The sequence below is a fragment of the Fodinibius sp. GM21 genome (genome assembly GCF_058386955.1).
The window spans coordinates 317918-341674 of record NZ_JBYEIQ010000003.1 but is presented as its reverse complement, the minus strand read 5'-3'; the positions used below and the strand labels follow the sequence as shown (position 1 = coordinate 341674).

Annotated in this window: 23 protein-coding genes; 11 read left to right on the top strand and 12 right to left on the bottom strand. The window is 43.2% G+C overall.

Annotated features, from left to right (window positions below):
• The first annotated feature begins 116 nt into the window (after window positions 1–116).
• The 6 genes from ACT3IB_RS08710 to ACT3IB_RS08685 all read left to right on the top strand — a co-directional run bounded on the left by ACT3IB_RS08710 (window position 117) and on the right by ACT3IB_RS08685 (window position 6354).
• A complete protein-coding gene (locus ACT3IB_RS08710) occupies window positions 117–854 on the top strand; it encodes an MlaE family ABC transporter permease (RefSeq protein ID WP_491538617.1) in 738 nt (245 codons plus the stop codon).
• Between the two features lie 15 nt (window positions 855–869).
• A complete protein-coding gene (locus ACT3IB_RS08705) occupies window positions 870–1610 on the top strand; it encodes an ABC transporter ATP-binding protein (protein ID WP_491538616.1) in 741 nt (246 codons plus the stop codon).
• An 11-nt stretch (window positions 1611–1621) separates the two neighbouring features.
• Window positions 1622–2551, top strand: coding sequence for an MlaD family protein (locus tag ACT3IB_RS08700; protein WP_491538615.1), 930 nt, complete (start codon window positions 1622–1624; stop codon window positions 2549–2551).
• Between the two features lie 184 nt (window positions 2552–2735).
• Window positions 2736–4493 (top strand): SurA N-terminal domain-containing protein, encoded by a 1758-nt coding sequence (locus tag ACT3IB_RS08695; protein ID WP_491538614.1) that lies wholly within the window; start codon window positions 2736–2738, stop codon window positions 4491–4493.
• 106 nt (window positions 4494–4599) lie between these two features.
• Entirely contained in the window at window positions 4600–5715 is a 1116-nt protein-coding gene (gene ribD / locus ACT3IB_RS08690) for a bifunctional diaminohydroxyphosphoribosylaminopyrimidine deaminase/5-amino-6-(5-phosphoribosylamino)uracil reductase RibD (RefSeq protein WP_491538613.1), read from the top strand.
• Between the two features lie 45 nt (window positions 5716–5760).
• Complete coding sequence (locus ACT3IB_RS08685) at window positions 5761–6354, top strand: riboflavin synthase (RefSeq protein ID WP_491538612.1); 594 nt, start codon at window positions 5761–5763, stop codon at window positions 6352–6354.
• 19 nt (window positions 6355–6373) lie between these two features.
• On the opposite strand, the gene ACT3IB_RS08680 is transcribed toward ACT3IB_RS08685, so the two are convergent.
• Complete coding sequence (locus ACT3IB_RS08680; RefSeq protein WP_491538611.1) at window positions 6374–9100, bottom strand: putative LPS assembly protein LptD; 2727 nt, start codon at window positions 9098–9100, stop codon at window positions 6374–6376.
• Between the two features lie 109 nt (window positions 9101–9209).
• On the bottom strand, window positions 9210–9515 hold the full coding sequence (locus ACT3IB_RS08675; protein ID WP_491538610.1) for an FtsB family cell division protein: 306 nt from the start codon (window positions 9513–9515) through the stop codon (window positions 9210–9212).
• Window positions 9516–9660: 145 nt separating this feature from the next.
• Here ACT3IB_RS08675 and ACT3IB_RS08670 point away from each other — a divergent pair, with 145 nt between their 5' ends.
• The 3 genes from ACT3IB_RS08670 to ACT3IB_RS08660 all read left to right on the top strand — a co-directional run bounded on the left by ACT3IB_RS08670 (window position 9661) and on the right by ACT3IB_RS08660 (window position 13836).
• Window positions 9661–11541, top strand: coding sequence for a phospholipase D-like domain-containing protein (locus tag ACT3IB_RS08670; RefSeq protein WP_491538609.1), 1881 nt, complete (start codon window positions 9661–9663; stop codon window positions 11539–11541).
• A 104-nt stretch (window positions 11542–11645) separates the two neighbouring features.
• Window positions 11646–12572: a bile acid:sodium symporter family protein gene (locus tag ACT3IB_RS08665; protein WP_491538608.1), complete on the top strand. Its 927-nt coding sequence runs from the start codon at window positions 11646–11648 to the stop codon at window positions 12570–12572.
• Window positions 12565–13836, top strand: a complete 1272-nt coding sequence (locus ACT3IB_RS08660) for a 1-acyl-sn-glycerol-3-phosphate acyltransferase (protein ID WP_491538607.1) — start codon at window positions 12565–12567, stop codon at window positions 13834–13836. The genes ACT3IB_RS08665 and ACT3IB_RS08660 overlap by 8 nt, the downstream gene beginning before the upstream one ends.
• A 9-nt stretch (window positions 13837–13845) precedes the next feature.
• On the opposite strand, the gene ACT3IB_RS08655 is transcribed toward ACT3IB_RS08660, so the two are convergent.
• From ACT3IB_RS08655 to ACT3IB_RS08615, 9 genes are all read right to left on the bottom strand, one after another.
• A complete protein-coding gene (locus tag ACT3IB_RS08655) occupies window positions 13846–14223 on the bottom strand; it encodes a YraN family protein (RefSeq protein WP_491538606.1) in 378 nt (125 codons plus the stop codon).
• Entirely contained in the window at window positions 14216–14812 is a 597-nt protein-coding gene (locus ACT3IB_RS08650) for a GbsR/MarR family transcriptional regulator (protein ID WP_491538605.1), read from the bottom strand. Before ACT3IB_RS08650 ends, ACT3IB_RS08655 begins: the two co-directional genes overlap by 8 nt.
• Window positions 14813–14838: 26 nt before the next feature.
• Window positions 14839–15111, bottom strand: coding sequence for an FmdB family zinc ribbon protein (locus ACT3IB_RS08645; RefSeq protein ID WP_491538604.1), 273 nt, complete (start codon window positions 15109–15111; stop codon window positions 14839–14841).
• Between the two features lie 89 nt (window positions 15112–15200).
• Window positions 15201–16394, bottom strand: a complete 1194-nt coding sequence (locus ACT3IB_RS08640; protein ID WP_491538603.1) for a pyridoxal phosphate-dependent aminotransferase — start codon at window positions 16392–16394, stop codon at window positions 15201–15203.
• A gap of 148 nt (window positions 16395–16542) precedes the next feature.
• The gene (gene coaD / locus ACT3IB_RS08635) at window positions 16543–17043 is read right to left on the bottom strand and encodes a pantetheine-phosphate adenylyltransferase (RefSeq protein ID WP_491538602.1); all 501 of its coding nucleotides are present in this window, start codon (window positions 17041–17043) and stop codon (window positions 16543–16545) included.
• A 12-nt stretch (window positions 17044–17055) separates the two neighbouring features.
• Window positions 17056–17610 carry a 16S rRNA (guanine(966)-N(2))-methyltransferase RsmD gene (rsmD, locus tag ACT3IB_RS08630; RefSeq protein WP_491538601.1) on the bottom strand — a complete coding sequence of 185 codons (555 nt, stop codon included), beginning with the start codon at window positions 17608–17610 and terminating at the stop codon, window positions 17056–17058.
• A 91-nt stretch (window positions 17611–17701) separates the two neighbouring features.
• Window positions 17702–18565, bottom strand: a complete 864-nt coding sequence (locus ACT3IB_RS08625; RefSeq protein ID WP_491538600.1) for a hypothetical protein — start codon at window positions 18563–18565, stop codon at window positions 17702–17704.
• 6 nt (window positions 18566–18571) lie between these two features.
• Complete coding sequence (locus ACT3IB_RS08620; RefSeq protein WP_491538599.1) at window positions 18572–19051, bottom strand: hypothetical protein; 480 nt, start codon at window positions 19049–19051, stop codon at window positions 18572–18574.
• A 135-nt stretch (window positions 19052–19186) separates the two neighbouring features.
• Window positions 19187–19855: a class I SAM-dependent methyltransferase gene (locus ACT3IB_RS08615; RefSeq protein ID WP_491538598.1), complete on the bottom strand. Its 669-nt coding sequence runs from the start codon at window positions 19853–19855 to the stop codon at window positions 19187–19189.
• A gap of 201 nt (window positions 19856–20056) precedes the next feature.
• Between ACT3IB_RS08615 and ACT3IB_RS08610 the strand changes: the two genes are divergently transcribed.
• Window positions 20057–21370: an MATE family efflux transporter gene (locus ACT3IB_RS08610; protein ID WP_491538597.1), complete on the top strand. Its 1314-nt coding sequence runs from the start codon at window positions 20057–20059 to the stop codon at window positions 21368–21370.
• Between the two features lie 46 nt (window positions 21371–21416).
• Window positions 21417–21932 carry a SixA phosphatase family protein gene (locus ACT3IB_RS08605; protein WP_491538596.1) on the top strand — a complete coding sequence of 172 codons (516 nt, stop codon included), beginning with the start codon at window positions 21417–21419 and terminating at the stop codon, window positions 21930–21932.
• Here the strand turns inward: ACT3IB_RS08605 and ACT3IB_RS08600 are convergent, their stop codons facing one another.
• Entirely contained in the window at window positions 21933–23666 is a 1734-nt protein-coding gene (locus tag ACT3IB_RS08600; RefSeq protein WP_491538595.1) for a SulP family inorganic anion transporter, read from the bottom strand.
• Between the last annotated feature and the right edge of the window lie 91 nt (window positions 23667–23757).

Below are 23757 nucleotides of genomic sequence, written 5' to 3'. Positions count from 1 at the left end.
GTTATTGTTACAGCTGATTTACAATAGGGTAATATAGTTGAAAAATTAAAGCGTATGAAATGACAACGACGTATAAATTTAATAGTTTCCAGCGTTCTTTTAGCACAACTTGATTTATGAAAGCTTTAGAAAAATTAGGAAAATACAGCCTGCTGTTATATAGGTCGATGCGCTCATTGTACGAGGTTGACACCTACAAGAAAAACCTTGTCAATGAGCTTTTAAAAATTGGTTACGAGTCGGTACCCATCGTATTGCTGACGGGTGTTTTTACCGGTGCGGTAATGACCATTCAAACAGCATACCAGCTTGAAATTGCTTTTATTCCTATTTCGGTTATTGGCGCCATTACATCTGAATCACTGCTTATTGAGCTTGCAGCGGTAATAACGAGTTTGGTTTTGGCCGGAAAGGTAGGAGCCCGCATTGCTACCGAGCTCGGAACCATGCGCGTTAGCGAGCAGATTGATGCTCTTGAATCAATGGGGTTTAACTCCGTTTCGTTTCTGGTGTTGCCCCGTGTTTTAGCCGGATTAATTATGTTTCCGATCTTGTACATTTTTGCCAGCATATCGGGAATATTAGGAGGCATTGTGGCAGGAGCGATGTCTGGAGCTATTCCACCGGCCGAGTTTTTACAAGGCGCACGAGAATTTTTCTATCCCTGGGATGTAACGTTCGGTATTCTTAAAGCTTTTGTATTTGGTTATGTAATTACTTCTGTTTCGTGTTTTAAAGGGTATTATGCATCTGGAGGAGCCGAAGGGGTAGGAAATAGTACCACCCAGGCTACAGTTTTAAGTTGTATTTACGTATTATTAGCCGATTTCGTACTGGCCGCAGTATTTTTATAAGTTTTGAAAAATAAGATGATAGAGATACGCAATCTTAAAAAAAGTTTTGGCTCTAACCTTGTCTGGGATGATGTTTCGTTTGATATTGAGGATGGGGAAACCGTCGCTATTATCGGGCGGTCGGGTTGTGGAAAATCAGTACTGGTAAAGCATTTAAATGCGTTGATGTATCCTGACTCCGGAGAAGTAATTATCGACGGAGAAAAGGTGTTTGAGCTGGAGTATGTAGCTTTGCGAAAAATGCGCCAGCGATTTGGTGTCTTATTCCAGGGGTCGGCGCTTTTTGATTCACTCAATACCTTCGAAAATATCGCATTCCCATTACGTTACTTTACCGATTTTTCAAACGAGGAGATCACCAACAAAGTAGAAGAAGCACTTAGCCTGGTAAATCTCGAAGGAACAGGAAAAAAATCGCCGGCGGAATTGTCGGGGGGAATGCGTAGGCGTGTGGCCTTGGCTAGGGCAACTATTTTAGAGCCCGATTTTTTAATATATGATGAGCCAACGTCCGGACTTGATCCACAAACATCTTCTGAGATTAATAAGCTGATAATCTCAATGGCTGAAAACTTAAATATTACATCGATTGTCGTGACTCATGACATTCATAGCGTACTCGAAATTGCCGAAAAAGTAGTATTCCTTGAAAATCAAGGGTTATGCTGGTATGGCACAGTCGAGGAGATGCGTAGAAGTGATAATCAGCAATTGATGGATTTTATTACTGCAAGTGAGTATCAAATAAGAAATTAACAGGAGTTATTTTGAAGATTAGCAACGAATTAAAAGTAGCATTAACAATTTTAGCAGCCATCGTATTGGGCTTTATCGGATATCGTATGATGAGTGATCTGCCCATATTTCGGCAGTCTCAAGTTATCCACTCTACCTTTGAGCGCACCGATGGACTGTCTCCCGGTAACTACATCTATATAAATGGCGTAAAAGTGGGATCGGTTAAAAGAATGGAATTGACCGAAGATGACAGTGTAGCTGTAACGTTTAGTTTTGAACTTGGAGTGGATATTCCTCGCAATTCGGTAGCCTATCTGCAGTCGTCAGGATTATTAGATGAAAAAGCCATTGTTGTTGAGCGCGGTGATTCTTCTGAAATGCTTGAATATGGAGATACGATTAGAGGAGAATATCGTGAGGGTATGATGGAAACATTAAAAAATGAAGGACAGGAACTCAGCGAAGACGTTTCGGATTCGTTCCAAAAGCTAAATAGTTTTCTTGCCCGGCTTAATGAAGTTCTTGATGATAAGACCAAAGGGCGGATAGACAGTGTCTTCCAAAATCTCAATAATACCTCAAATGATATTGCGGCTATTTTCGATAACCGGCGTACTGAGATAGAGTCGAGCATCAGACATGCCGAGCGATTTCTTGCTAATGTTGATACTATAAGCACTGAAAACAAAGCAAAAGTTGATTCGGTCCTTACCGGTATAGATCAATCATTGAAAGAGCTTGAACTTCTAAGTAAAGATCTCAATAAAACAAATAGTGAGCTGCAAGAAATCCTAATTAAAATTAACAATGGGGAAGGAAGTCTTGGCAAGATGGTTAATGATCCGGCACTCTATAACAATTTAGAAAGTATGACCCGGGAGATGGATTCCTTGATTAAAAATATCAATGAAAATCCCCGAAAATATCTTAAGCACATGCGGCTTATCGAGGTATTTTGATATTATCAGTTTGGCTTCAGAAAACAATCTTTAGCTAAGCAGGTCGTTAATAATTTCTAGGTCAGTCAGATTGCTCTTAGTACTGCCTTCTTGTATATTTGGAAGCTTGTAAACAGTATGAAAATTTCAATTTTTGAACCAATTAAGACGTAGATAAGAGGATTTTATGGGTGTAATGGATAAAATGAGAAAAAGTACCGGGGCTATTCTCTGGATACTTATTTTCTCATTCGGAGTGCTATGGATGTTGGCTGATACGAACATGTTTGATGTTATTCAGCAGGGGCCACGGACACTTGGATCAGTAAATGGTGAAGCAATTTCTCTGGAAGAATATAATAACCGTCTGCAGTATTATACACAGCAGTACTCTCAGCGAACCGGTAATTCCATGACCCCGGAAGTTCGTGCGCAGTACGAACAACAGGCGTGGAATGATTTGGTGAACAGCAGATTGCTGCAAGATAAAATGGATGATTTGGGCATTCATGTAACTGATCAGGAAGTAGTGGATATGATTACCGGCCCCAATCCCGATCCGCTTATCCGGCAGAATTTTTCTAATGAGGACGGGACCATCGACAGGGTGGCACTACAATCCTGGGCAGAAGCTCCTGAAAATACGCAGTTGCTTATTTCCATTGAGCAGCAGATGCGTCAAAAACGGCAGCAGCAAAAAATGAACAATTACCTGCAGTCGTCTATGGTTGTGAGCGACCATGAAGTTGAACAGCATTACATCCGTAACAATACCCGCGCAGATGTTTCTTTAGTGCGATTCCCTTATGCTGATGTAAGCGATAACGAAGTTTCAGTATCAGAAGATGAGTTGCGCGAGTACTACAATAACAACCAAGATCAATACAAGCGCAAAGAATCATACCGAATAAACTACGTAAGTTTTGATAAAACGCCGACCAAACAAGACACTGCTCGCACATTTGAAGAGATGAATCGCCTGCAATCTGATTTTGCAACAGCAGAGAACGATTCGCTCTTTTTCAACCGCTACCAGTCTTCTACGGAGTATAGTGTAAAAACGATAGGCAAAGATGAAATTCGTGATCTCTATCAGCCGGTGTTAGATATTGAAGAAGGAGAAGTTACGGATGTAATCCAGGATGATGGGCGACTCTTTCTGCTTAAGAAGCTGGATGAAACTTCCAGTGAGGTAACGTTTACGGTCTTTAGTCGTGACATTACAGCCGATCCTATTGCAACCATTGACGCTCGTGCAGAGACGGCCGATGACTTTAGCTTTTATGCTCAGGAAGATGGTTTTAAAACGGAAGCTGAGCGACGTAATCTCGAAATTAAAGAAGGATTTGCTACCAAAGGCAATAACTTTGTATCAGGGATTGGGCAGAGCCAGCAGATTATGCGCTTTCTGGAAACGGCACATGAAGGGCAAGTATCTGAACCGTTAGAGCTTAATGAACAATTTGTGGTTATTAAGGTAAACGAAATTACGGAAGCGGGTACGGAACCTTTTGAGGAAGTTAAAGGTCAAATAGAAACGGTTGTAACTAATAATAAGCGTAAACAACAGGTTGTCGACAATGTTGAGGAGCTTATCGCTCAAAATAACGATCTCCAAAGTATAGCTCAGGCAGCAGGTAAAGAAGTGATGACTGTTGAATCTTTGGCTAAAAACGCCGCCACAATACAGGGCGCTGGGCGAGAACCCAAAGTCGTGGGTGCCATTTTCGGATTAAATGAAGGTGAGCAATCTTCCCCGATTGAAGGCACCTCAGCGGCTTTTGTTGTCCGTTTGGATGAACTGTATGAGGCGAATCTGGATAACCTGACCGCTGATGTACGACAGCGTATTCGCCGTCAATTGCGACAAGAGAAAAACCAAGCCTTTATGAATACCTGGATAGAGCAGCTTAAGGATGAGGCAGATATTGAAGATAACCGAGCCCAATTGCTGCGCGGCTAAGTAGTAGGAAATATTGATTGCAATTTCAGGGCAAGGAGGAACGCTTCTTGCCCTTTTTTGTTTGACGATATCTGATGACTGTGACAATGAGATTAGTGATAGTATCATGAAAAAATCAGATCAAAAATGGATGGAGCTAGCCCTTGAGATTGCTGAACGCGGTGCGGGTTATGTATCACCTAACCCCATGGTGGGATGCGTAATTGTCTCGGCCGGTGGTAAGAAAATTGGCCAGGGATATCATGAGCGCTATGGTCAGCCGCATGCCGAAAAAAATGCAGTAGATTCAGTTAAAAATCCGGATTTGCTTAACGATGCTACAGTATATGTAACATTGGAACCATGTGCCCATCACGGGAATACGCCGCCTTGTTGTGAGCTGCTTGCCGATCTGCCGATCGGCAGGGTAGTGGTGGCAATGGAAGATCCTACACCCAAAGTAGCCGGGAAAGGTATTCAGTATTTGCGTGATCATGATGTTACGGTAGATGTGGGATTAATGGAAGAAGAGGCTCAGCAACTGAATGAGTTTTTTCTGCATTACCAGACCCATAATCGTCCGTTTGTAACTCTTAAAATTGCACAGACGCTTGATGGTTATATTGCTGCTCCCGATGGTGATTCGGAATGGATAAGCGGTCCTGAATCTCGTGCTTTTGTTCATAAATGGCGTAGCCAGTACGATGCGGTTATGGTTGGACGCAACACGGCTTTATTAGACAATCCGCGGCTTACAGTACGCCATGTCGAGGGACGTCAACCCAAGCGTGTTGTTATTGATGGGCCGTTGGATTTGCCTCGTGATTTGAACCTATTTACCGATCAGTATGAGGAAAAGACAATTGTGTTGACCCATAATAAGGATAAGTTTGAAAACGAAGCAGATCCAATGTTGAATATGTTGCAGTCGGACTATTTTCGCGGCCAAACATTGCTGGTAGATAAAAAAGACGGTCATACTGATTTGAATGAAGCGATGCGTGAGTTAGCTCATCTGCCGGTAACTTCTATCTTGGTTGAAGCTGGACAGAATTTAGCCTCGGCTTTATTGCGTTATCGGTTGGTCGACAAAGTGGAGTGCTTTATTGCTCCTAAAATGTTGGGCGGCGGAACAAAATCTGTGATGGGAGTAGGTATAAACAGGATGTCGGAAATTATGGAGTTTCGCGATGTGCAATGGCGACAGGTAGGGAGCGATCTGCTGTTTACAGGATATTTATAAAATAACCTTCTCAGGGTTGGTAATAGTTAAATAAAAATAAGAACCGTGTTTACAGGAATCATAAAATCTGTTGGTACCATTACAAATATTACAACATTAGATGATGGAAAGGAAATTACTATTATCTGTGACTTTGCTGATGAAGTGAGCATAGATCAGAGCATTAGTATAAATGGTGTTTGTCACACGGTTACGGCTTGTGATGCAACAACCTTTACGGTGCAAAGTGTAGCGGAGACGCTTCGTAAAACGAATATTGGTGATTTGCAAAAAGATGACCAGGTCAATCTTGAGCGGTCGCTCCGTCCCCATCAATTGCTTGACGGGCATATCGTGCAGGGTCATGTAGATGCTACAGGATCTATCAAAAAGATTGAGCAGGAGGGGACGGACTGGCTTTTTACGATTGAATATTCTAAAGAGCATAGCAATTTAATTGTGGGGCGTGGAAGCATTGCTATTGACGGCATTAGTCTGACGGTGGCTAATGAGCAGGATAACACCTTTACCGTGGCTATTATACCCTATACCTATGAACACACCAATCTGAATGCCAAAGAAGTGGGGGATACGGTAAACTTAGAGTTTGATGTGCTGGGGAAATACGTGGTAAAGTATTTAGAAAATCGAGAAAAGTAGGGTCATCAAGTTATCATGCTTAAAATCCACGTGGTCGGCGTCCGCTGTTACTGGAAGAACGCTCTAGGTTGTTAAGACCGGGCAGTTTCTGGAAAATGCTCTGCAGTTGCCCCGCATTTACGCGCAGCGAAAAGAAGTAGTATTGGTTATCTCCAAAGGGGTTCATCGTAAATGACAGGTCCCAGCAGTGCAGGTTACGGTTCAAGGAAAATTGTGAAGGGGTGAGTTCTTTTGCGACAAGGTCATAACCGATTTGAGTACGGAAATCCCATTTGCGAGTAAGTTTTAAGTTGATGTTTCGGGCATTTATCGTTGCAGATTTATTGTTATCTCCATTGGGGGACGGATTTAAATTCCAGCGATAACTAAAATCAATAGAAAAGGAGAGTGGTGAATTAAAGCCCCTCACCGGTTGTCGGTTAAAATGGGGATCAACCGGATGGAAGATGCTTTGATTCAGCGGATTGTACTGCTGTGGATAATGTGGTTTGTCATTCGCTTTAAAACCCCCTTCGCCCCACTTCACCGAGTAACTGGTACTGGTGGAAAAGGAGGTAAGCTCAAAGAGTTTGTTGTCTGTTCGAATCAAAAAATCATCAATGCGGGCGCCCTGTTCATTGCGATCATAAAAATTGAAGTTGGCATTGGCGCGAATACTTAATCCCGGTAAAATTTTTGCTCTTAAACTGGTATTCAGGTTGCTAAGCTTAAGACTGTCTGCGGCAAAATTATATCCCGAACTAAGGCTTAACTGATCAATAAGATTAATGATGTCTTCTCGCTTTTCACCGGTGGAATCGCGCTCTACTTTTTTGGCTTCAAAGGTATTATTCAGGCTGAAATTGATAGATCGTTGTTCTCTGCCGGTAGGACCTCTAAACACTTCATTTTCAAAAATAGAGTACCGTTGTGTTGGAGGCTGCTGTCCTGGCGTGGAAGCAGTGTCGGTTTGTACTGTACGATAGTAACCCCAGTAGTCACTTTGAAAATTTGGGCTGTAGTTTAAAGAAATGGAGGGGGTTAGAACATGGCGAACACTTTGGAAATTGCCAATGTTCAGGTTCATCAATCCGTACAGCTTGGTACTAAAGTTTAAACTTGTGCTAAATTCCCGTGCCGAAGTAAATTCACGGACTTGTTCTTCTTCTACGCGAACAGAGTCAGCATTAAATGTCTTTCGGGTTGAAGTAGGATACCAATATTCGGTAAAGTCCCCGCTGGCACTAACATTTAAATATTGGCTGGGGATGAGCTGGTTCATTCGCAGATCAACTTGCTGGCGAAACCCATATTTATAATGATCATTGTTGTCGGTGGCTTCGCGATATTTGGCAGGATCGAGCAGCGCCTCAAACCAATTTATATTAGCTGAGTCGCCAGCAGTCGGTTGAAACTCAAAGTCTGAGCTGAAATTATTCTGGTAGTTTATGGTAAGACTTTTATACCATTTCGATTCTTGTCGTGCACCTTGTTGATTACCTGCAAATGGCGTAAACCGTTTGGGATTGAACGTTATTTCCGGTCCGGAAAGTCTGGTGACATTAGTGGCAAAATTCTGGTTATGGCGAATAGAGGCATTAAAATTATAGGCCCCTTCTGGATGTCGATAACGGTAGTTAAGATTTGATCGGGTACTCGTTTCGGCACGTTCATCAGGATCATAAGAGTTGCGTTGGTTATAATCCTGTGTTCTTAAATTGATATTTGCATTAAGGTTTGCATAGGGTGAAAAGTCCTGACTGTGGCTAATGCTAAGTGATTTCTGTACGTTCGTAGTAAAATTAGGATCAGTAGGTTCAAGTCCGCTATTCTCTTTTGAATATCCAATTTCTATGTTGCCATTTAATTTATTACGGATCCTGTAATTTGATTGAGCATTAAAGTAATAAGAGCCGGATGTAAAGATATCGACCGAAGCTTGTCCAGTGAGATAGTCATTAAAATATTGGAACCATCCGAAATTTTGCAGACCTATCCCACGGCTTTGTCGTTGTTGATAAGCATACGTGGGTTCAAGTAGCCCCGATTGTTTTTGATCAAACTTGCCGGGCAAGTAACCAAATGGAAAAATGAGGGGATAAGGAATATCCAGTATAAAAAGCCGGGCTCGCTCAAAGAAAATTTCTTCCTCATCCACCACTTTCATTTTAGCGGCTTGTATGTAATAGTGTGGGTGATCGAGTTGACAGGTAGAATAGATGGCATCCTCGAGATACACCACATGGGGACTTTCATTTTTTACCTTTGTACCAATCAGATTACCGTCCTGTACACCAACCCGGGCGACTTCAAACCGCCCCTTCTCAGTTTTGTAATTAAAGTCGATCCTGTTGCTGCGCACACGGTCGTCATCACGGATCAGAACGGGTTGTGAGAGCGTATCTTGCGGTGTTTGGGTGTTGGCACTTACCAAGCTGCTGTCCAGATTCATAGCTATTTTGCCGGCTTTAAGTTCGCCCGAGCTGTGGGTAACATTGGCAGAACCAAAAAGGGTGGCAATGCGCTGATTTTCAAAATCGAAAGTGAGTGAATCGCTGGCTTGAAAATTTACCTGCCCCTCCTGTTCGGGCTGACCTGCTGATTGTTGCCTTTGTTGTGCTCCCGGTCGGCCTTCAGGAATCGTTTGTTCCTGAAGAGAATCCCGCACTGCAGTGGTGTCTTGTCCCAAAAGGGGTTTGGTCATTCCTAAGAATAGCAACAGCATCAATCCCCAATATCCGCAAAAATATTTTAACGATGTATTCATGCGATTGATGCCGCTAATGCGTTAAGCAATGTTTGGATGTTAAGAAGAATGTAAGCTTATACAGTATAAGGCAGAAGTGAAAAGAAACGAAGTTTTACGAAGGGCGCAGTTATTCAACTTCTTTAATCTTATAAACTTTTTCTCCTTCTTTCTTCATGCCATATTCTTCGCGGGCAATGCGTTCCAGCAGAAAAGGATCGGTTTCAAGCTTTTCGATTTTCTGCTTTAGAATTTTGGTTTCGCTCTTTAGTTGTTCCTTCTTTTCTTTGAGCTCCGCTTTTTGCCGGTTGAGTTCAACGCGCGCCCAGATACTATAAGTGTCGATAAAGGTAAACCATACGACAATAATGCTGCCCAGAATAAGGGCTAGAAAAGATTTGCGCCACCGCAAGGGGTTTAATAATTGGTAATTCATCAGCGAAGTTGCTTTAAGCGATAGTAATGGCGAACATTAGGCTCGAAAATACTACAAATTATAGATCAAAAACAACCAAATGAAGGGCAGGCTTTTTCTATTGTGCGGATTTTTACTTTTGCTGCCATTCTGTTTGCAGGCAAAAATGGCTGCCCAAGATACCAGTTCGACTGAGTGGATCAAGGTTTATTTTAATCAGCCTGCTGATTATTCGGTCGCATTGCCCGGAAATATGAGTAAAAGTAACGCCGATCTAATTGGGAGACTCGAATCGCTTATAGAGGAGGCCAAGCATAGCGTGGATTTAGCGATTTATGATTTGGAGCATCCGCGAATTGGCAAGGCGTTGGCAAATGCGGCAAAGCGGGGGATAAGGGTTAGAGTTGTGACAGATAATTATAACCGAACTGATGCCGGGGAAATAGATTCTGCCATGTGGTCTATGCTTAGTGAAGCCGATATTATTTCTATCGATGATGATGGGGATATCTATGAGCCGGACGGTAACATAGATGACAACGATCTTGTTAATGCCGGTGCCGATATGCACCACAAATTTGCTGTTATTGATGCATTGAGTCCCACACCCAATGATGATAAAGTTTGGACGGGATCAACAAATCTGACTTACACAGGAGCCTATAATACAAACAACGTCGTTATTATAAAGGACAGCGGGATTGCTTCGGCTTATCTTCATGAATTCCAGCAGATGTGGGGAGATAGTGATGAAACGCCCAATTCAGAGGCATCAAAGTATCACAAAGATAAATCATATGTAGGTAATAACATCTATTTTGTAAATAATACCAGGGTGGAAGTGTATTTTTCTCCCATTAACAGGTCGGGCAGTAAGCCCAGCGTTATGAGTCGACTGGTAGAGGTGATTCGTGAGGAGGCTCAATACGATGTGGTATTTCAGGCGTTTGCCATCACGCCGGACATACCGCTTAGTAGAACGATCTGGCAGATGTCTGCTACGGGAGATATCGAACTCAACGGGGTTATCGACCCAATATTTTATTATCGTTATAAAAACAACGGGTCTATCTGGGCATCGCCCGAAGCGAAAGTAAGCAACCGAATGATTTTGCCCGCCAATGAGATGCGAAAATTGCATCACAAGGTGATGTTGGTGGATGCCAACCATCCGGATCTATCTGATCGAGGAGTGACGATTGCGGGATCGTATAACTTCTCAAAAAATGCCGAAGTTAATAATGATGAAAACCTACTTATTATTTATTCCGATCGCATCACCAATCAGTTTTATCAGGATTTTAGTGGCGTAGTTCGACGTGCAACGCGAGAAGCTGATGTGCCTGCTCCTATCATCGAGCCGGATCGATGGTATCCCGTTAAGGAAGTATCTGATGGAAGCAGATTTGCCGTAGAGGTACTACCGGGGTTTGATTATAGCGTAGAGTTTCTGGGTGTGAATGTTCCGCGTATATATGCTGGAGAGGATTCCTCCGACTATTATGCCAATGAGATTGTGGGGTATCTAAAAAACTTGATATCCGGAGGCAGGGTAAGGTTACAGGGAGCGTCGGGGGAGCGTCCGGATGCAGGTTACGGAGCATTTCAGGCGTATGTGACGCTTAAAACGGAGAATGAAGAGATGATATCATTAAACAAACATTTGCTGCAGAATGGGTTTGGTCGCCATGAACAGTATTACGCGCAGCATGCTGATTCTGTGCAGGCTTTTAAACAGTATACTGCGCAGGCAAAGCGTAAAAATGTGGGAATGTGGCGAAATCCCGAAAAGGTGGGACAGAAGATCCTGCGCGAGGGGAGTTTGGATGGAGATGCCGAGCCGTCAGATGCATTTCCTGTTAATATTAATACAGCCAATACTTCGTTGTTGAGGTTTTTACCAGGCATTGGTCCTGCTTATTCTAAGCGAATCATCGAGTATCGCGATCGCAACGGGCCGTTTACCGATATTGAGCAGCTCGAAAATATAAAGGGCATCGGTCCAAAGACGATGGATAAGCTGCGTCCCAATGTTGTTTTGAAGTAGAAATAACTGAGAAATGCATTAAAATTTGTTTTATTTAAAACGCAGTTTCTATTGAGTAGATACCTATTTTATAAAGGTAGGTCGTGATCTTAATTTGATGAGCTATGAATGAATCTATTGATGCCTTACGCTTGAACTTGGGTGAAGGCGGACTGCTGGTGATGAATATCTCACTGGCTGTAATTATGTTTGGGGTGGCGCTGGAGTTGTCGATTAATGACTTCAAACGCGTTGTTAAAGATCCCAAATCAACTATTGTAGGTATCTTATCCCAGTTTTTTTTACTTCCGGCAATAACCTTTTTGCTGGTATTTTTCTTTGAACCGCATCCGAGTATGGCATTGGGGATGTTTATGGTTGCGGCCTGTCCGGGTGGAAATGTATCCAACTTCTTTTCATTGCTGGCTAAAGGCAATGCCGCATTATCGGTAAGTATGACGGCTATTGTTACCACTTCGGCTATTATTATGACGCCCTTCAACTTTACACTCTGGGCCAGTTTATATGAACCCACAAGTATTATTTTGAGAGATATCCACATAAATTTGTGGGAGGTCTTTAAGATTATTGGCTTAATACTGGGTATCCCACTTATTTTGGGGATGAGTGTTCGCCATTATAGAGAGAGAATTGCTCAAAAAATTTCAAGCTGGATTAAGGGGTTTGGAATCGTCTTTTTTGCGGGATTTGTACTGGTAGCTTTTGGTATGAATTTCGAAAATTTCCTGAGCTACGTACATTTAGTCATTGGTCTCGTATTTTTTCACAATGCTTTTGCCCTTTCCGGCGGATATGCGCTGGCATCCATATTTAATCTACCCTATAAAGATCGAAAATCAATTGCTATCGAAACTGGTATACAGAATTCCGGTCTGGGCCTGCTTCTCATTTTCAACTTTTTTGAAGGATTGGGAGGCATGGCCCTTGTTGCAGCGTGGTGGGGTATTTGGCATATTGTCACGGGATTGGGCATCGGTTGGTACTGGTCGATAGGAAAATCAGCTTTACAACAGGTATTTAGCAATGCGTAAGAATTACCTCTGGTATCAATTTTTTAGGTACGGTATTATTCGTCCGGCGTTAACCTTTTTTTATTCAGATATAAAGGTCATTGGAAGAGAGCATATACCGGAGAATAAGCCGGTAATGTTTATCGGTAATCATCAGAATTCTTTTCTGGATGCCCTGCATATCGTAAACAATACGAAACATTTTGTTCATTTTCTGACTCGTGCAGAGGCTTATGGTAATCCCTTGTTAGATCGTTTTTTCTATTCGTTGAACATGCTTCCGGTCTATCGCGCCAGGGATGGTTTTGGAACCATAAAACGAAATGAACAGATTTTTGAAGAGTGTTACGACCGCCTTGCACAGGATGATGCTCTGTTGGTATTTGCTGAGGCAAGCCATGTTATGGAGCGGCGCATACGTCCGCTTAGCAAAGGATTTACCCGCATCGTATTTGGCGCAGAGGATAAATATAATTGGGATTTGGACCTGCAAATTGTACCTGTTGGTATCAGCTATGGAAACCACCGAAAGCCGAGGACCCCTGTGCGCATAGAGTTTGGGGAGGCGGTCCCGGCTCTGCAATACAAGGAAAAGTATTGGAATGATGAACGCGAGGCTGCCCATCAGTTGAAAATGGAGATTGCCAACCGCCTGAAAGAACTGACGCTGCATGTCCCCAACAAGAAGCACTATGCCTTATACCAATTAATGCTGGATGAGCTGGAGTCTAATCGCCGGGAGCTGCTGGAACCTGAACTGGTGAATCGTCGTGCAAAAGTTATTGCGGATCAGTTAAATGGAGAGTTGGTTGAAGAGGCTGAATTTTTACTGGAAAAAGCAGATCAGTACGATATCACTCTTGAGGAAGTGGCTAATCCTGTTTCGGTTAATGCGAGGGATGTGATATTGAGTCCTCTTTACGGTTTTTCAATGCTAAACAATGCGTTGCCATACCAGCTTGTCCGGTGGCTTGTTAACAGCTATTTAGAAGACGAGGCGTTCGAGGCATCCGTAAAGTTTTTGGTGGGATTAATGTTACCGTTCTATTATGGGTTGATCGGGCTTATTCTGTTTTTGGCGGGAATAAGCTTTCCATGGATCGCGGGATATATTTTGGGCAGTCTTGTTACAGCTCCCCTGTTTGTGCGTGGGAAGGATCTGTTGGTATCCAAGCTGTTTGACAAAAAGAAGCGCTCATCATTATTGGAGGATCAGAAATTTGATGAGCAAATAGAGAAGTTTAAAGGCTTGAGATCTCAATTATTTAATCAACAGGAAGAATAATTGGATGAGCTATCGTCCTTGCGTAAAAGCATTTTCAAAGTGCTTGATATCCGGGGCCTCATTATTTTTTTGAAGGATTGATACTATATCAAATCGCACTGGCGCGCCATCCATCTTTCGTTCATAGATCCATGCTTCAGCCGCTTTATAGACATTCTGAATTTTTTCATCATCTACAAATTCTTCTGGTTCACCAAAAGTATTTGAAGAGCGCGTTTTAACTTCTGCGAAAACGATGCAGGTTCCATTATCATAAGCTACAATATCTACCTCGGCGCGTTCAAAATGATAGTTTCGCTCCAGAATGGTGTACCCTTTGGATTCAAGGTAGGCAGCAGCAAGCTCTTCACCCTCATCGCCAATTTCACGTGTCGTTTTTTTACTCATGATGTTGGGGTGATGATGAATCTGGTTTTGATCCTGTAATGGTGTGTTTCATCTCGGCCAGTTTAACCAAATGCTTCAGGAACTTTAGATTTTTCTTGTTAATGTATGGCAACAGGGCTTCTGTAAATCGTTCAAACATTTCCAGAAACTCGGTAAACTTTTCGATTCTTTCCTGGAAATCCTGCTCTTCATCAGTAATCGATTCTTTCTCTTCAAAAAGATCAAGCGTTTTATTCAGGTTTTGTCGGATCGGCGCCACCTCACGCTGCTGGCGCTCTCGGATGATTGTGGAAACAATATTCCAGACATCTTTTTCAGCGGTGTAAAAATCTTTGCGATTCCCTTTGAAATGTACCTTGTGGATCAACTGCCACTGCAACAGGTTGCGCAGATTCATATTGGCGTTGCCGCGGGAAATGTCAAGCTGGTCCATGATGGTATCCGTATCCAGCGGATCGGATTCAGCATACAAGAGGGCGTGGATTTGGGCCATCGTTTTGTTGATGCCCCAGGCGGATGCCATCTCTCCCCAAAGCAAAATAAATTGCTCTAATGCTTCTTCATGCGTTTGGGAGCGATTATTATCCACACTTAGAGAATCAGATTTAGAAAATACTACGCTGTTGAACAAGTTCCGTTGGCGGCACAACTACTGGTTGTACTTCCATTGGCTTGTTTTTTCTCCTGTGCACGTTTTTCTTTGCGGTCACTGTCCTTGTAATCTGTAACATAAAAGCCGTCGCCTTTATATACAACGCCGCCACCGCCTGAAATTACGCGCTTAACTTTTTGTCCGGTTTCGGGACACTCTTCAAGAGCATCATCTTTAATACTTTGCTTGATTTCAAAAGTGGTTCCGTCTTCGCGCTTGTACTTATATGTTGGCATAGTTGATAATATTTTTAATTGATTTCGATAGCAGTGAATAATAGCATAAAATGTGCCAAACTCGCTTTTTTGTACAAATTTACAGTATGTTAAGTTAACTCTTGCAGACCTGTTTTTAATCGTTTGATAGCTTCTTGCAGGTCATCCATGGATGATGCATAACTGAGTCGCATGCCGTTGGGTTCCCCGAACGCATCACCGGGTACGGCTGCCAGTCCATGTTGCTCGATCAGGTACATGCATAAATCGGTACTCGTTTCGATGGTATCTCCGTTGGTTGATGTAGTACCGAGATAGTGAGAAATATCGGGGAATACATAAAACGCGCCGGACGGCTTAAAGCATTTGAGACCGTTGATATCCGATAAGGCATCCACGATATAATCACGCCGCTTTTTAAAGGAATCGCGCATCGAATGTACGGCTTCAAGATTGCCGCGGTAAGCTGCTTCGCCCGCTTTTTGCGAAATGCTTGAAGGGGCGGATGTTTCCTGGCTCTGGATTTTAGCAACGGCATCAGCAAATGGTTGGGGCGCCGCCAGGTATCCCAATCGCCAGCCCGTCATCGCAAATCCCTTGGAAAACCCGTTTATGAGTACCGTGCGTTCTTTAAGTTCTGGTGCGACGTTGAGGATACTCACGTGATCATCATCAAAAACGATATATTCATAAATTTCGTCCGAAATAATATTCACCCGGGGGTGATCAGCGAGTACATCCGCCAAGGCCTTAAGTTCGCTTTCGCTGTAACAGGTGCCCGTTGGATTAGAGGGCGAACAGAGCATTACTGCTTTGGTGTTTTCGGTAATGGCATCTTCAAGCTGCTCCGGCGTCATGCGATAATTGTTTTCAAATGAGGTACGCACGGTTACCGGCGTACCGCCCGCTACGTTCACCATCTGCGGGTAAGAGACCCAGTAGGGCGTGGGGATGATAACCTCATCACCTTCGTCAACCATTGACAGCATACTAAAGCCCAGCGCCTGTTTAGCGCCGTTGGTGCAAACGATTTGGGAAGGATCATAATTGAGCTTATTATCGCGCTTCAATTTGTCAGCGATACTTTGCCTCAGCTCAGGTGTGCCGGTATTCATCGTATAACCGTGAAAGCCATCATTGATAGCCTTAATGGCAGCTTGGCAAATATGTTGCGGGGTTTTAAAATCGGGTTCCCCGGCACTTAGGGAAATGACAGATTCGCCCTGACGCGTTAATTCTTTTGCTTTGGCAGAGATAGCCAGGGTTTCGGAGGGAGAAACAGCTTGCGCTCGTTTTGAGATCATAACGCTATCCAATCAGTTGCTTAAAATCAGTTTCAGAAAGTACTGAAAATAGAAAAAAGTGCGCTCTATTTCTACGCGTTTTAAGGTAGGCATCGTGTAATTGGTAGAGGGTGCAATTAATTGATGATCGAGTAGAGATGGATCGGATTTACTTCTCCTTATCCTTGAATTTTTCGTGCAGTGCCTCTGCTACGTGATCGGGCACAAAAGAAGACAAGTCGCCATCCCAGTAGGCAATTTCCCTGACAAGCGAGGCCGATATAAAGGTGAGCTGCTCGTTGGGCATTAGAAAAACGGTATCAACCTCGGGAGCTAATCGCCGGTTGGTAAGCGCCATACGAAATTCGTATTCAAAATCGGATACTTGCCGAACGCCACGCACCAGCGTTTGGGCGTCACGTTCTTTTGCAAAATCAACCAGCAGGCCGGTGAACTGTTGAATCTCAACGCGATCAGCCCACGGTTTATCGGTTAGACATTCTTTAATAAGAGCTTCGCGCTCATCCCCCGAAAAGACAGTCTCTTTTTTGTTGTTTACGGCAATGGTAATGATGACTTCATCAAACAGTTCGGTAGCGCGCTCGAGAATATCCAGATGCCCGTAGGTGATAGGGTCGAATGATCCGGGATAGAGTGCCAGCGTTTCCATAAGTAGCAAGGGTTAAAATTCAATTCCAGGTTGATCCAGAAAGATGCTTACGTGGGTGCGTCCATATTCTTTGTAGTATGCGCAGTGCGGGTGATCGGTAAAATTATGCCGTTTGTCGTGCTCCAGAATTAACCATCCGTTTTCTGCAAGCCAACCGTCCGTGGTAATGGTTTCGATCATCTCGTGCATGTAGGCATAATCGTAGGGTGGATCAGAGAAAATGATATCATAGGGAAGCGGCATACCTTCCAGAAATTTTTCTACCGGCGATGTCACCGTTCTGATTTGATCACTCACATCAAACTCACGTCCTACACTTTCAATATGCCTGATATTCCTGCGGTCACTGTCGACAAATAATACTTTTGATGCTCCACGCGAAATAGCCTCAAAACCCAGGTTGCCCGATCCGGCAAAAAGATCCAAAATATTGGCGTTGCGGATATACTTTCGGGCGTCAAGTATCGAGAAAAGACCTTCTTTGGTACGGGCTGCCGTAGGGCGTACGTTTAATGTGTTCGGAATATTTATCTGTCGGCCTTTTAGCGTGCCGGTTATAATACGCATGTGCTGCTATTTCTGTTTTTGAAAACCTTATTTAGATGCAAAGGTACAAAAAATAATACTGACAGAGATAATTGCCGAATCAACTCAGCTATTAATCGTAATCGAGAGCCAACATTATCGCCGGGAAAGCCGACTCGAGGTCAAAGCCGTAGGTTTGCTCATCCGCTTCGATCTGTATTTTATCCAGCGTATCCATTTTGGTAATAGTTCCTGCGTCATCCCAGAAGGGTTCCAGAATCTCAATAACTTGAAAAGCATTTTTGCCATAGACGTAAATCTCTTCGTGCAGGCCGCCCATCCAGTTAAGTTGTTGCGTATGTTGCAGCCACAAATAGGGTAAATCCTGAACTTCGTCGTAGGGAATATAGGTGGCGCCACGCAGCTTTCCGAGTATAAATGAAGCTACGGAAATGCAGTTTTGATAACAGGAAATCGTCATAAATGATCCCCCGGGATTGGCATGTTGTATCCAGCGTAATCCAATTTCAAAATCACTGATCAGGTCGGTTGTAGAGGTGTTGCCGGCTAATTTCTGAAACCCGTCGAAGGATTGGTTGTTACGCAGCAACAGAAACTTGTAATCTTGATTGCTTAAGGTGTACCAGGTGGGCTGGATATTCTTGCGTTCGACTCCACTCATCAAGATATTGATATGCTTTTCGCGTTCGTCGGAATCGTCATAAACGATTTTGGGAACCGAGGTCCAGCATTCTTGAGTAGGCAGAGAAAGAATGCGAAGATGCCGAATTTCGTATTCTTCCTTGAACTGATCGATGGTTTGCTTGATACCCCGAAAATGCTGCTCAGAATTTCCAAGCAGCGTTTCGGTAATATCAAAGTTAAAATCGTAACATCCTATACGAGCCAGCTTTTCTGGACTTGTTGGATCGTTGACAGCATAAAAAAGCTGGTTATCAAAAAAGCAAAGCCCTAAGCAAGGATGTTGTTCCTCCATTTGTCATTATTCCCAACTGGCAGCATTAAGTTCAGTTGTATTTTCGAGCGACCCGATGCGATCCTCGGTATCGGGATCTTCGAGCAGATAAATGTTGGGACGGAGGGTATCGTTGAGCGTATATTCAAACTTTTTGTGGGGTGGTCGGGGAGAATATATCAGTGAATCCGGATTGTAGCTTTTGTTTGATTCTATGGGTGCAAAAAGAGAATCCCCGTTGGCAACCATAAGAGAATCCGTTTTCAAATAAGTCACAAGAGTATCGAGTCCGCCATCAGTAGGAGGAAAAGTATCTTTATCTTGCTCATATTGGACTAAAGCATCGCGAACAAGACCCATACGATGACGTACTTTCTCGGTCATCTGTTCACGTTCAATAACTTCTTGGTAAGGGTCAATAATTGAGTGGTACAGCCAATACCCTAATACAACGATGACTATTCCCAGTACAATACTTAATATTCTATTGCGCTTTTCAATATCCATGTGCAGATACGTATATAGTTAAAGTGGTTTTTGAAAATATGACTTTGAAAATACATGCCGACTTGCTGATATGCAACTGCAAGTCTAAAATGGGAATTTTTTTTCTAAGTGAATGTATATGTCTTATGTATGTTGTTATCCACTATTTAATGGTATCAGGTGGAAAATTTTTTCGATTAAACGGGAAGATAATCCACGTTGCTTAAATTTTTGAAGCTCTTCGATCTTTGATTGTTCGTGTAAACATTTAAGTTTAAACTGGTTGCCAAGCAGCCTTTTAAGCTCCTGTTGCTCTACCGAAAAGGGCGGTCCATGCATCTCATTTTGATCATATTCAAAGGTCTGTATCAATATTTGAGTATTAAAACTACTAAGTTCGATTATCTTTTCAGCATGGCGTTGTCGTTTTTCAGCCGGCAAGGCTATAATAGATGCTTTATCGTAGATAAGGTCCTGCGTGGGAATTTGATCAGACGGTAGCTTTGTGAAGTCTCCCTCCCATAACACTAGTGAATCAGAGCTATAGATCGTAAAGCCATGACGGGTGTCCTTGGTAAATGATTCGTGGTGTTGTTGCATCACATAATGCAGTGCTTTTGGGGATATATCAACGCCGGTAACGGTATCACAATGATCGGTAAGCCAAAGCAGATCCAGGGATTTGCCACAGAGCGGTACCAGAACCTGGGCATCAGAGTTCATTCCAATTTGGTTCCAGAGATGGGGCAGTGGTGGATAAACAGTATCCATATGCCAGCCGGTATTTCCTTTTTGCCATCTGCTTTGCCAGTAACTTAATTCCATGGGCGTTCCGTAATCTGGTTTTCGTATGAACGTAAAACAATGGTATGGTGATATAGTTCAATTATTTCAATAAATAAAGAAAGCAAATCACCGGGTTTGCAAAATCGTAATTTTATTAGGATTAGGTTATATTTAGCCATTTCGAAAATACCTGTAGATATAATACATCGCTAATCTAAACGACAAATTTCTGCAAGTCCGTTGAATCGGAAAGTTCTAAATCTGGCCATCCCCAATATTATAAGTAATCTTTCCGTACCTCTGCTTGGAGCGGTTGATACGGCTTTAGTAGGGCACCTCGAGGAGGCTTATTACCTTGGAGCTATTGCCGTAGGGAGTATGATTTTCAACTTCATTTTTTGGGGCTTCGGGTTTCTGCGGATGGGGACAACCGGAATCACAGCACAGGCATTCGGGGAGAAAAACCAGACTGAGAGTATCATGACGCTGGCACGGGCGTTAACTGTAGCCATTGTATTTGGAATTTTAATCGTATTACTGCAGCGATGGATTGCGGATCTCAGTTTCTGGCTGGTAGAAGCATCTCCCGAAGTGGAGCGGTATACTCGTATTTATTTTGAGATACGCATTTTTACGGCTCCGGCAACGCTAAGTCTATATGCCATTAACGGCTGGTTTCTTGGGATGCAGAACGCCCGTTATCCGATGATTGTGACCATCTTTCTGAACAGCCTGAACATTGGACTCGATGTGTTATTCGTATACGGTATGGACATGACCGTAGATGGTGTTGCGCTGGGGACGCTCATTGCTCGTTATGCCGGGGTAACGCTGGCAGTGGTATTGTTGATCTACAAATACCGAAACTGGCTGAGCGGTTATGTGCATGATCTCTTGCTTGAACTGGAAGCCATCAAAAACTTCTTTTTAGTTAATCGTGATATTTTTATTCGTACCCTCTGTCTTATTTTTACCTTTTCCTTTTTTACAGCAAAATCTGCTGAGTTCGGGAATGTAGTGCTGGCGGCCAATTCAATACTTTTGCAACTTTGGATGATTGTCTCGTACGGCATTGACGGGTTTGCTTATGCTGCTGAAAGTCTAATCGGTCGCTATACGGGTTCAAATCAACAAAAGCGGGTAAGGCTGGCTGTAAAATATTGTTTTATTTGGGGGACAGGCATTGGCGTAGCGGCGTCGCTTGCATATGCCATTTTTGATGTTCGAATCTTACAGATCTTTACGAATCAGCAGGATGTCATCGATACCGCCATGGTTTATTTCCTGTGGACCATTGCCGGGCCTACGGTGAGTAGTTTTTCGTACATCTGGGATGGCATTTTTATTGGAGCTACGGCAACCGGTCCGATGCGCGATTCTATGATCATTGCTACACTGGTGGTATTTCTACCTACATATGCTATTGGGGTACATTATTTTGGTAATCATGCTCTTTGGTTGGGGATGACCCTCTTTATGCTGGCTCGCGGTGCTACGTTAACCTATTTTGCCCCAAAGCATATTCTAAAAATAAATGTGTTCTCAAAAGCGTAATCTGTAAACAGTTGTGGACTGGTTATAAACTTAATTTTAGGAAGTTATGAAGACAATAATGCTCATGCGTCATGCCCAATCATCGCATGGAAGGGGAAGCCAGAAAGATTTTGATCGACCGCTCACTAGGCAGGGAGGTATTGATGCCTCGCGGATGGGATTGTTCGTTAAACAAACAGGGGTAAAACCTGCCAATATTGAGGCTTCTACTGCGAAGCGCGCCCGTGAAACGATTGAGCTTCTTATAAAATCTGCTGATCTATCATCTGATATCGTTACCTGGAATGAAGACCTCTATTACGGCGGTGCTCGTGATTATCTGACAGCAGTACTAAAGGCGTCTGATAATGCAGATCGAATCATGTTGGTAGGGCATAATCCATTACTTGAAGAAACGGTTTCGTTACTGTGTAATGGCGAAGGAGAATATGTAGCAAGAATACCATCGGGCGGCCTCATTTGTATTGAGCATCCGGCAATAAAATGGGAGCAGATAAAACCCGGCACAGCACGGTTTCGGTGGATGATGATTCCCGAGCTGTTAGAGAAGATGGACAAGTAATTAGCCAATTACATCTTTATAGTCAGCCAATCGTGAACTTTTATCTTCTTCGTCGATAAGCTCCAGTATGTGAGAAACGGCTTCATGAGGATCCCGGTAAAAATGATTTTCCCCTACAAATTCACGTAATCCTGATTTATCGATTACATCGCGTATGGGTCCTTTTAGTCCGGTGATATAAAGTTCAATATCCCAGTTTTTAAGGGTGCCTACCATGGTCTTTATTTGTTCAACAGCTGTAGTATCGAGTGTATTGATGGTACTGCCATCAATTATGACATAGCGGGTTGACTTATTTCGCTCCCGGCTTTTTTCGATAATGTAATCCCGGAAGAAGTCAGCATTAACGAAAGAAAATGAGGCATCAACGCGAAGGATCATGAGCCCATTAATTGGTTTGGCCTCAGGATTACGGTCTAAATTTTTAAATAGGCGCGTGCCCGGGATAATCCCCAGTTCTGCCACATTGGGACGACTGTATTTGTATAGCATGTGAATCATGGAGGCCACCACCCCAAGCAGAATCCCTTCTTGTATGCCTATTAGGAGGGTACAAACAGCAGTGAAAATGGCAATGAATCCTTCACTTCGCTTGGTTTTATATAGAAATTTAAATTCCCCGATATCAATGAGGTTTAGGGCCGAAACAATAATAATGGCCGCCAGTATTGGCATTGGCAGAAAGTAAAAAATCGGTGTTAAAAACAGTAAGGTAGCGATGATAACAATTGATGTTATAATATTGGCCAGTGGTGTTTGAACATTCGCCTGTTCTGAGGCTGCTGACCGGGAAAAACTGCCGGATACGGGAATAGACTTAAATAAGCTGCCAAAGAAGTTGGAGGCGCCAATAGCAACCAGTTCATGATTAGCGTCAATGATATAATTGTGGCGCTTGGCAAACGTTCGCCCCAGCGATGCAACGCTCATGAACTGTACCAGTGCCAGAGTAAGGGCGGTAGGTAATAGCTCGCGCATGTTATTGAAGTTTATAGCCGGAAGTGAAAGAGCGGGCAATCCTGTTGGGATTTCGCCAACCAGGCGAATGCCGAGCTGGCCGGCACCAACTATCCAGGATAGAAGGATGCTGATACTCAATATGACAACCGAAATAGGGAATATGGGTTTCATATATCGAAAAATCGCCATTATAACAATAGCAATAATTCCCCAGCTAAATGTTTGCCAATGTATCTGATCAAACTCCCAGGTTAGCTCTTCAATAAGCACAAAAATGTACTGTGTTTGGGATAGATCGACGCCAAATAAATTATTGACCTGGCTAAATGCGATAATGAGGGGAGCGGCAAGTGTAAAGCCGGCAATAACCGGGCGGGAAAAGATATTAAGCACAGATCCCAATCTCATTGACCCCATTAACAGCTGCATCCCCCCGGCCATCATTGTAAGTAAAATTGTGAGTGTGATATAGCGATCGGTATTAGGCTCAGCAAGCAGGCTAACACCTGCGGCTACAATCAGCATATCGATGGCTACGGGTCCGATAGATAAGTTTTTGGACGTTCCTAACAAGGGATAAATGAGTAGTGGAATAACGCCGGCATAGAGACCATAGATAGGAGGAACGCCCGCAATTACAGCGTAGGCCATTCCCTGCGGGATAAACATAACGCCGGTTGTTAACCCGGCTGTGAGATCACCACCAAACTTACGGCTGTCATAGTTTGGCAGCCACTCGGCAATTCTAAATGTTTTTCGTAGCCATTCTTCCATATAGCAGGATCTAATCGGTGTCGTAAACGGAACTCAAAAGGTAATAGTTATAAAATTTCTTTGTCTATAGATAATAAGATCATAGCTCACA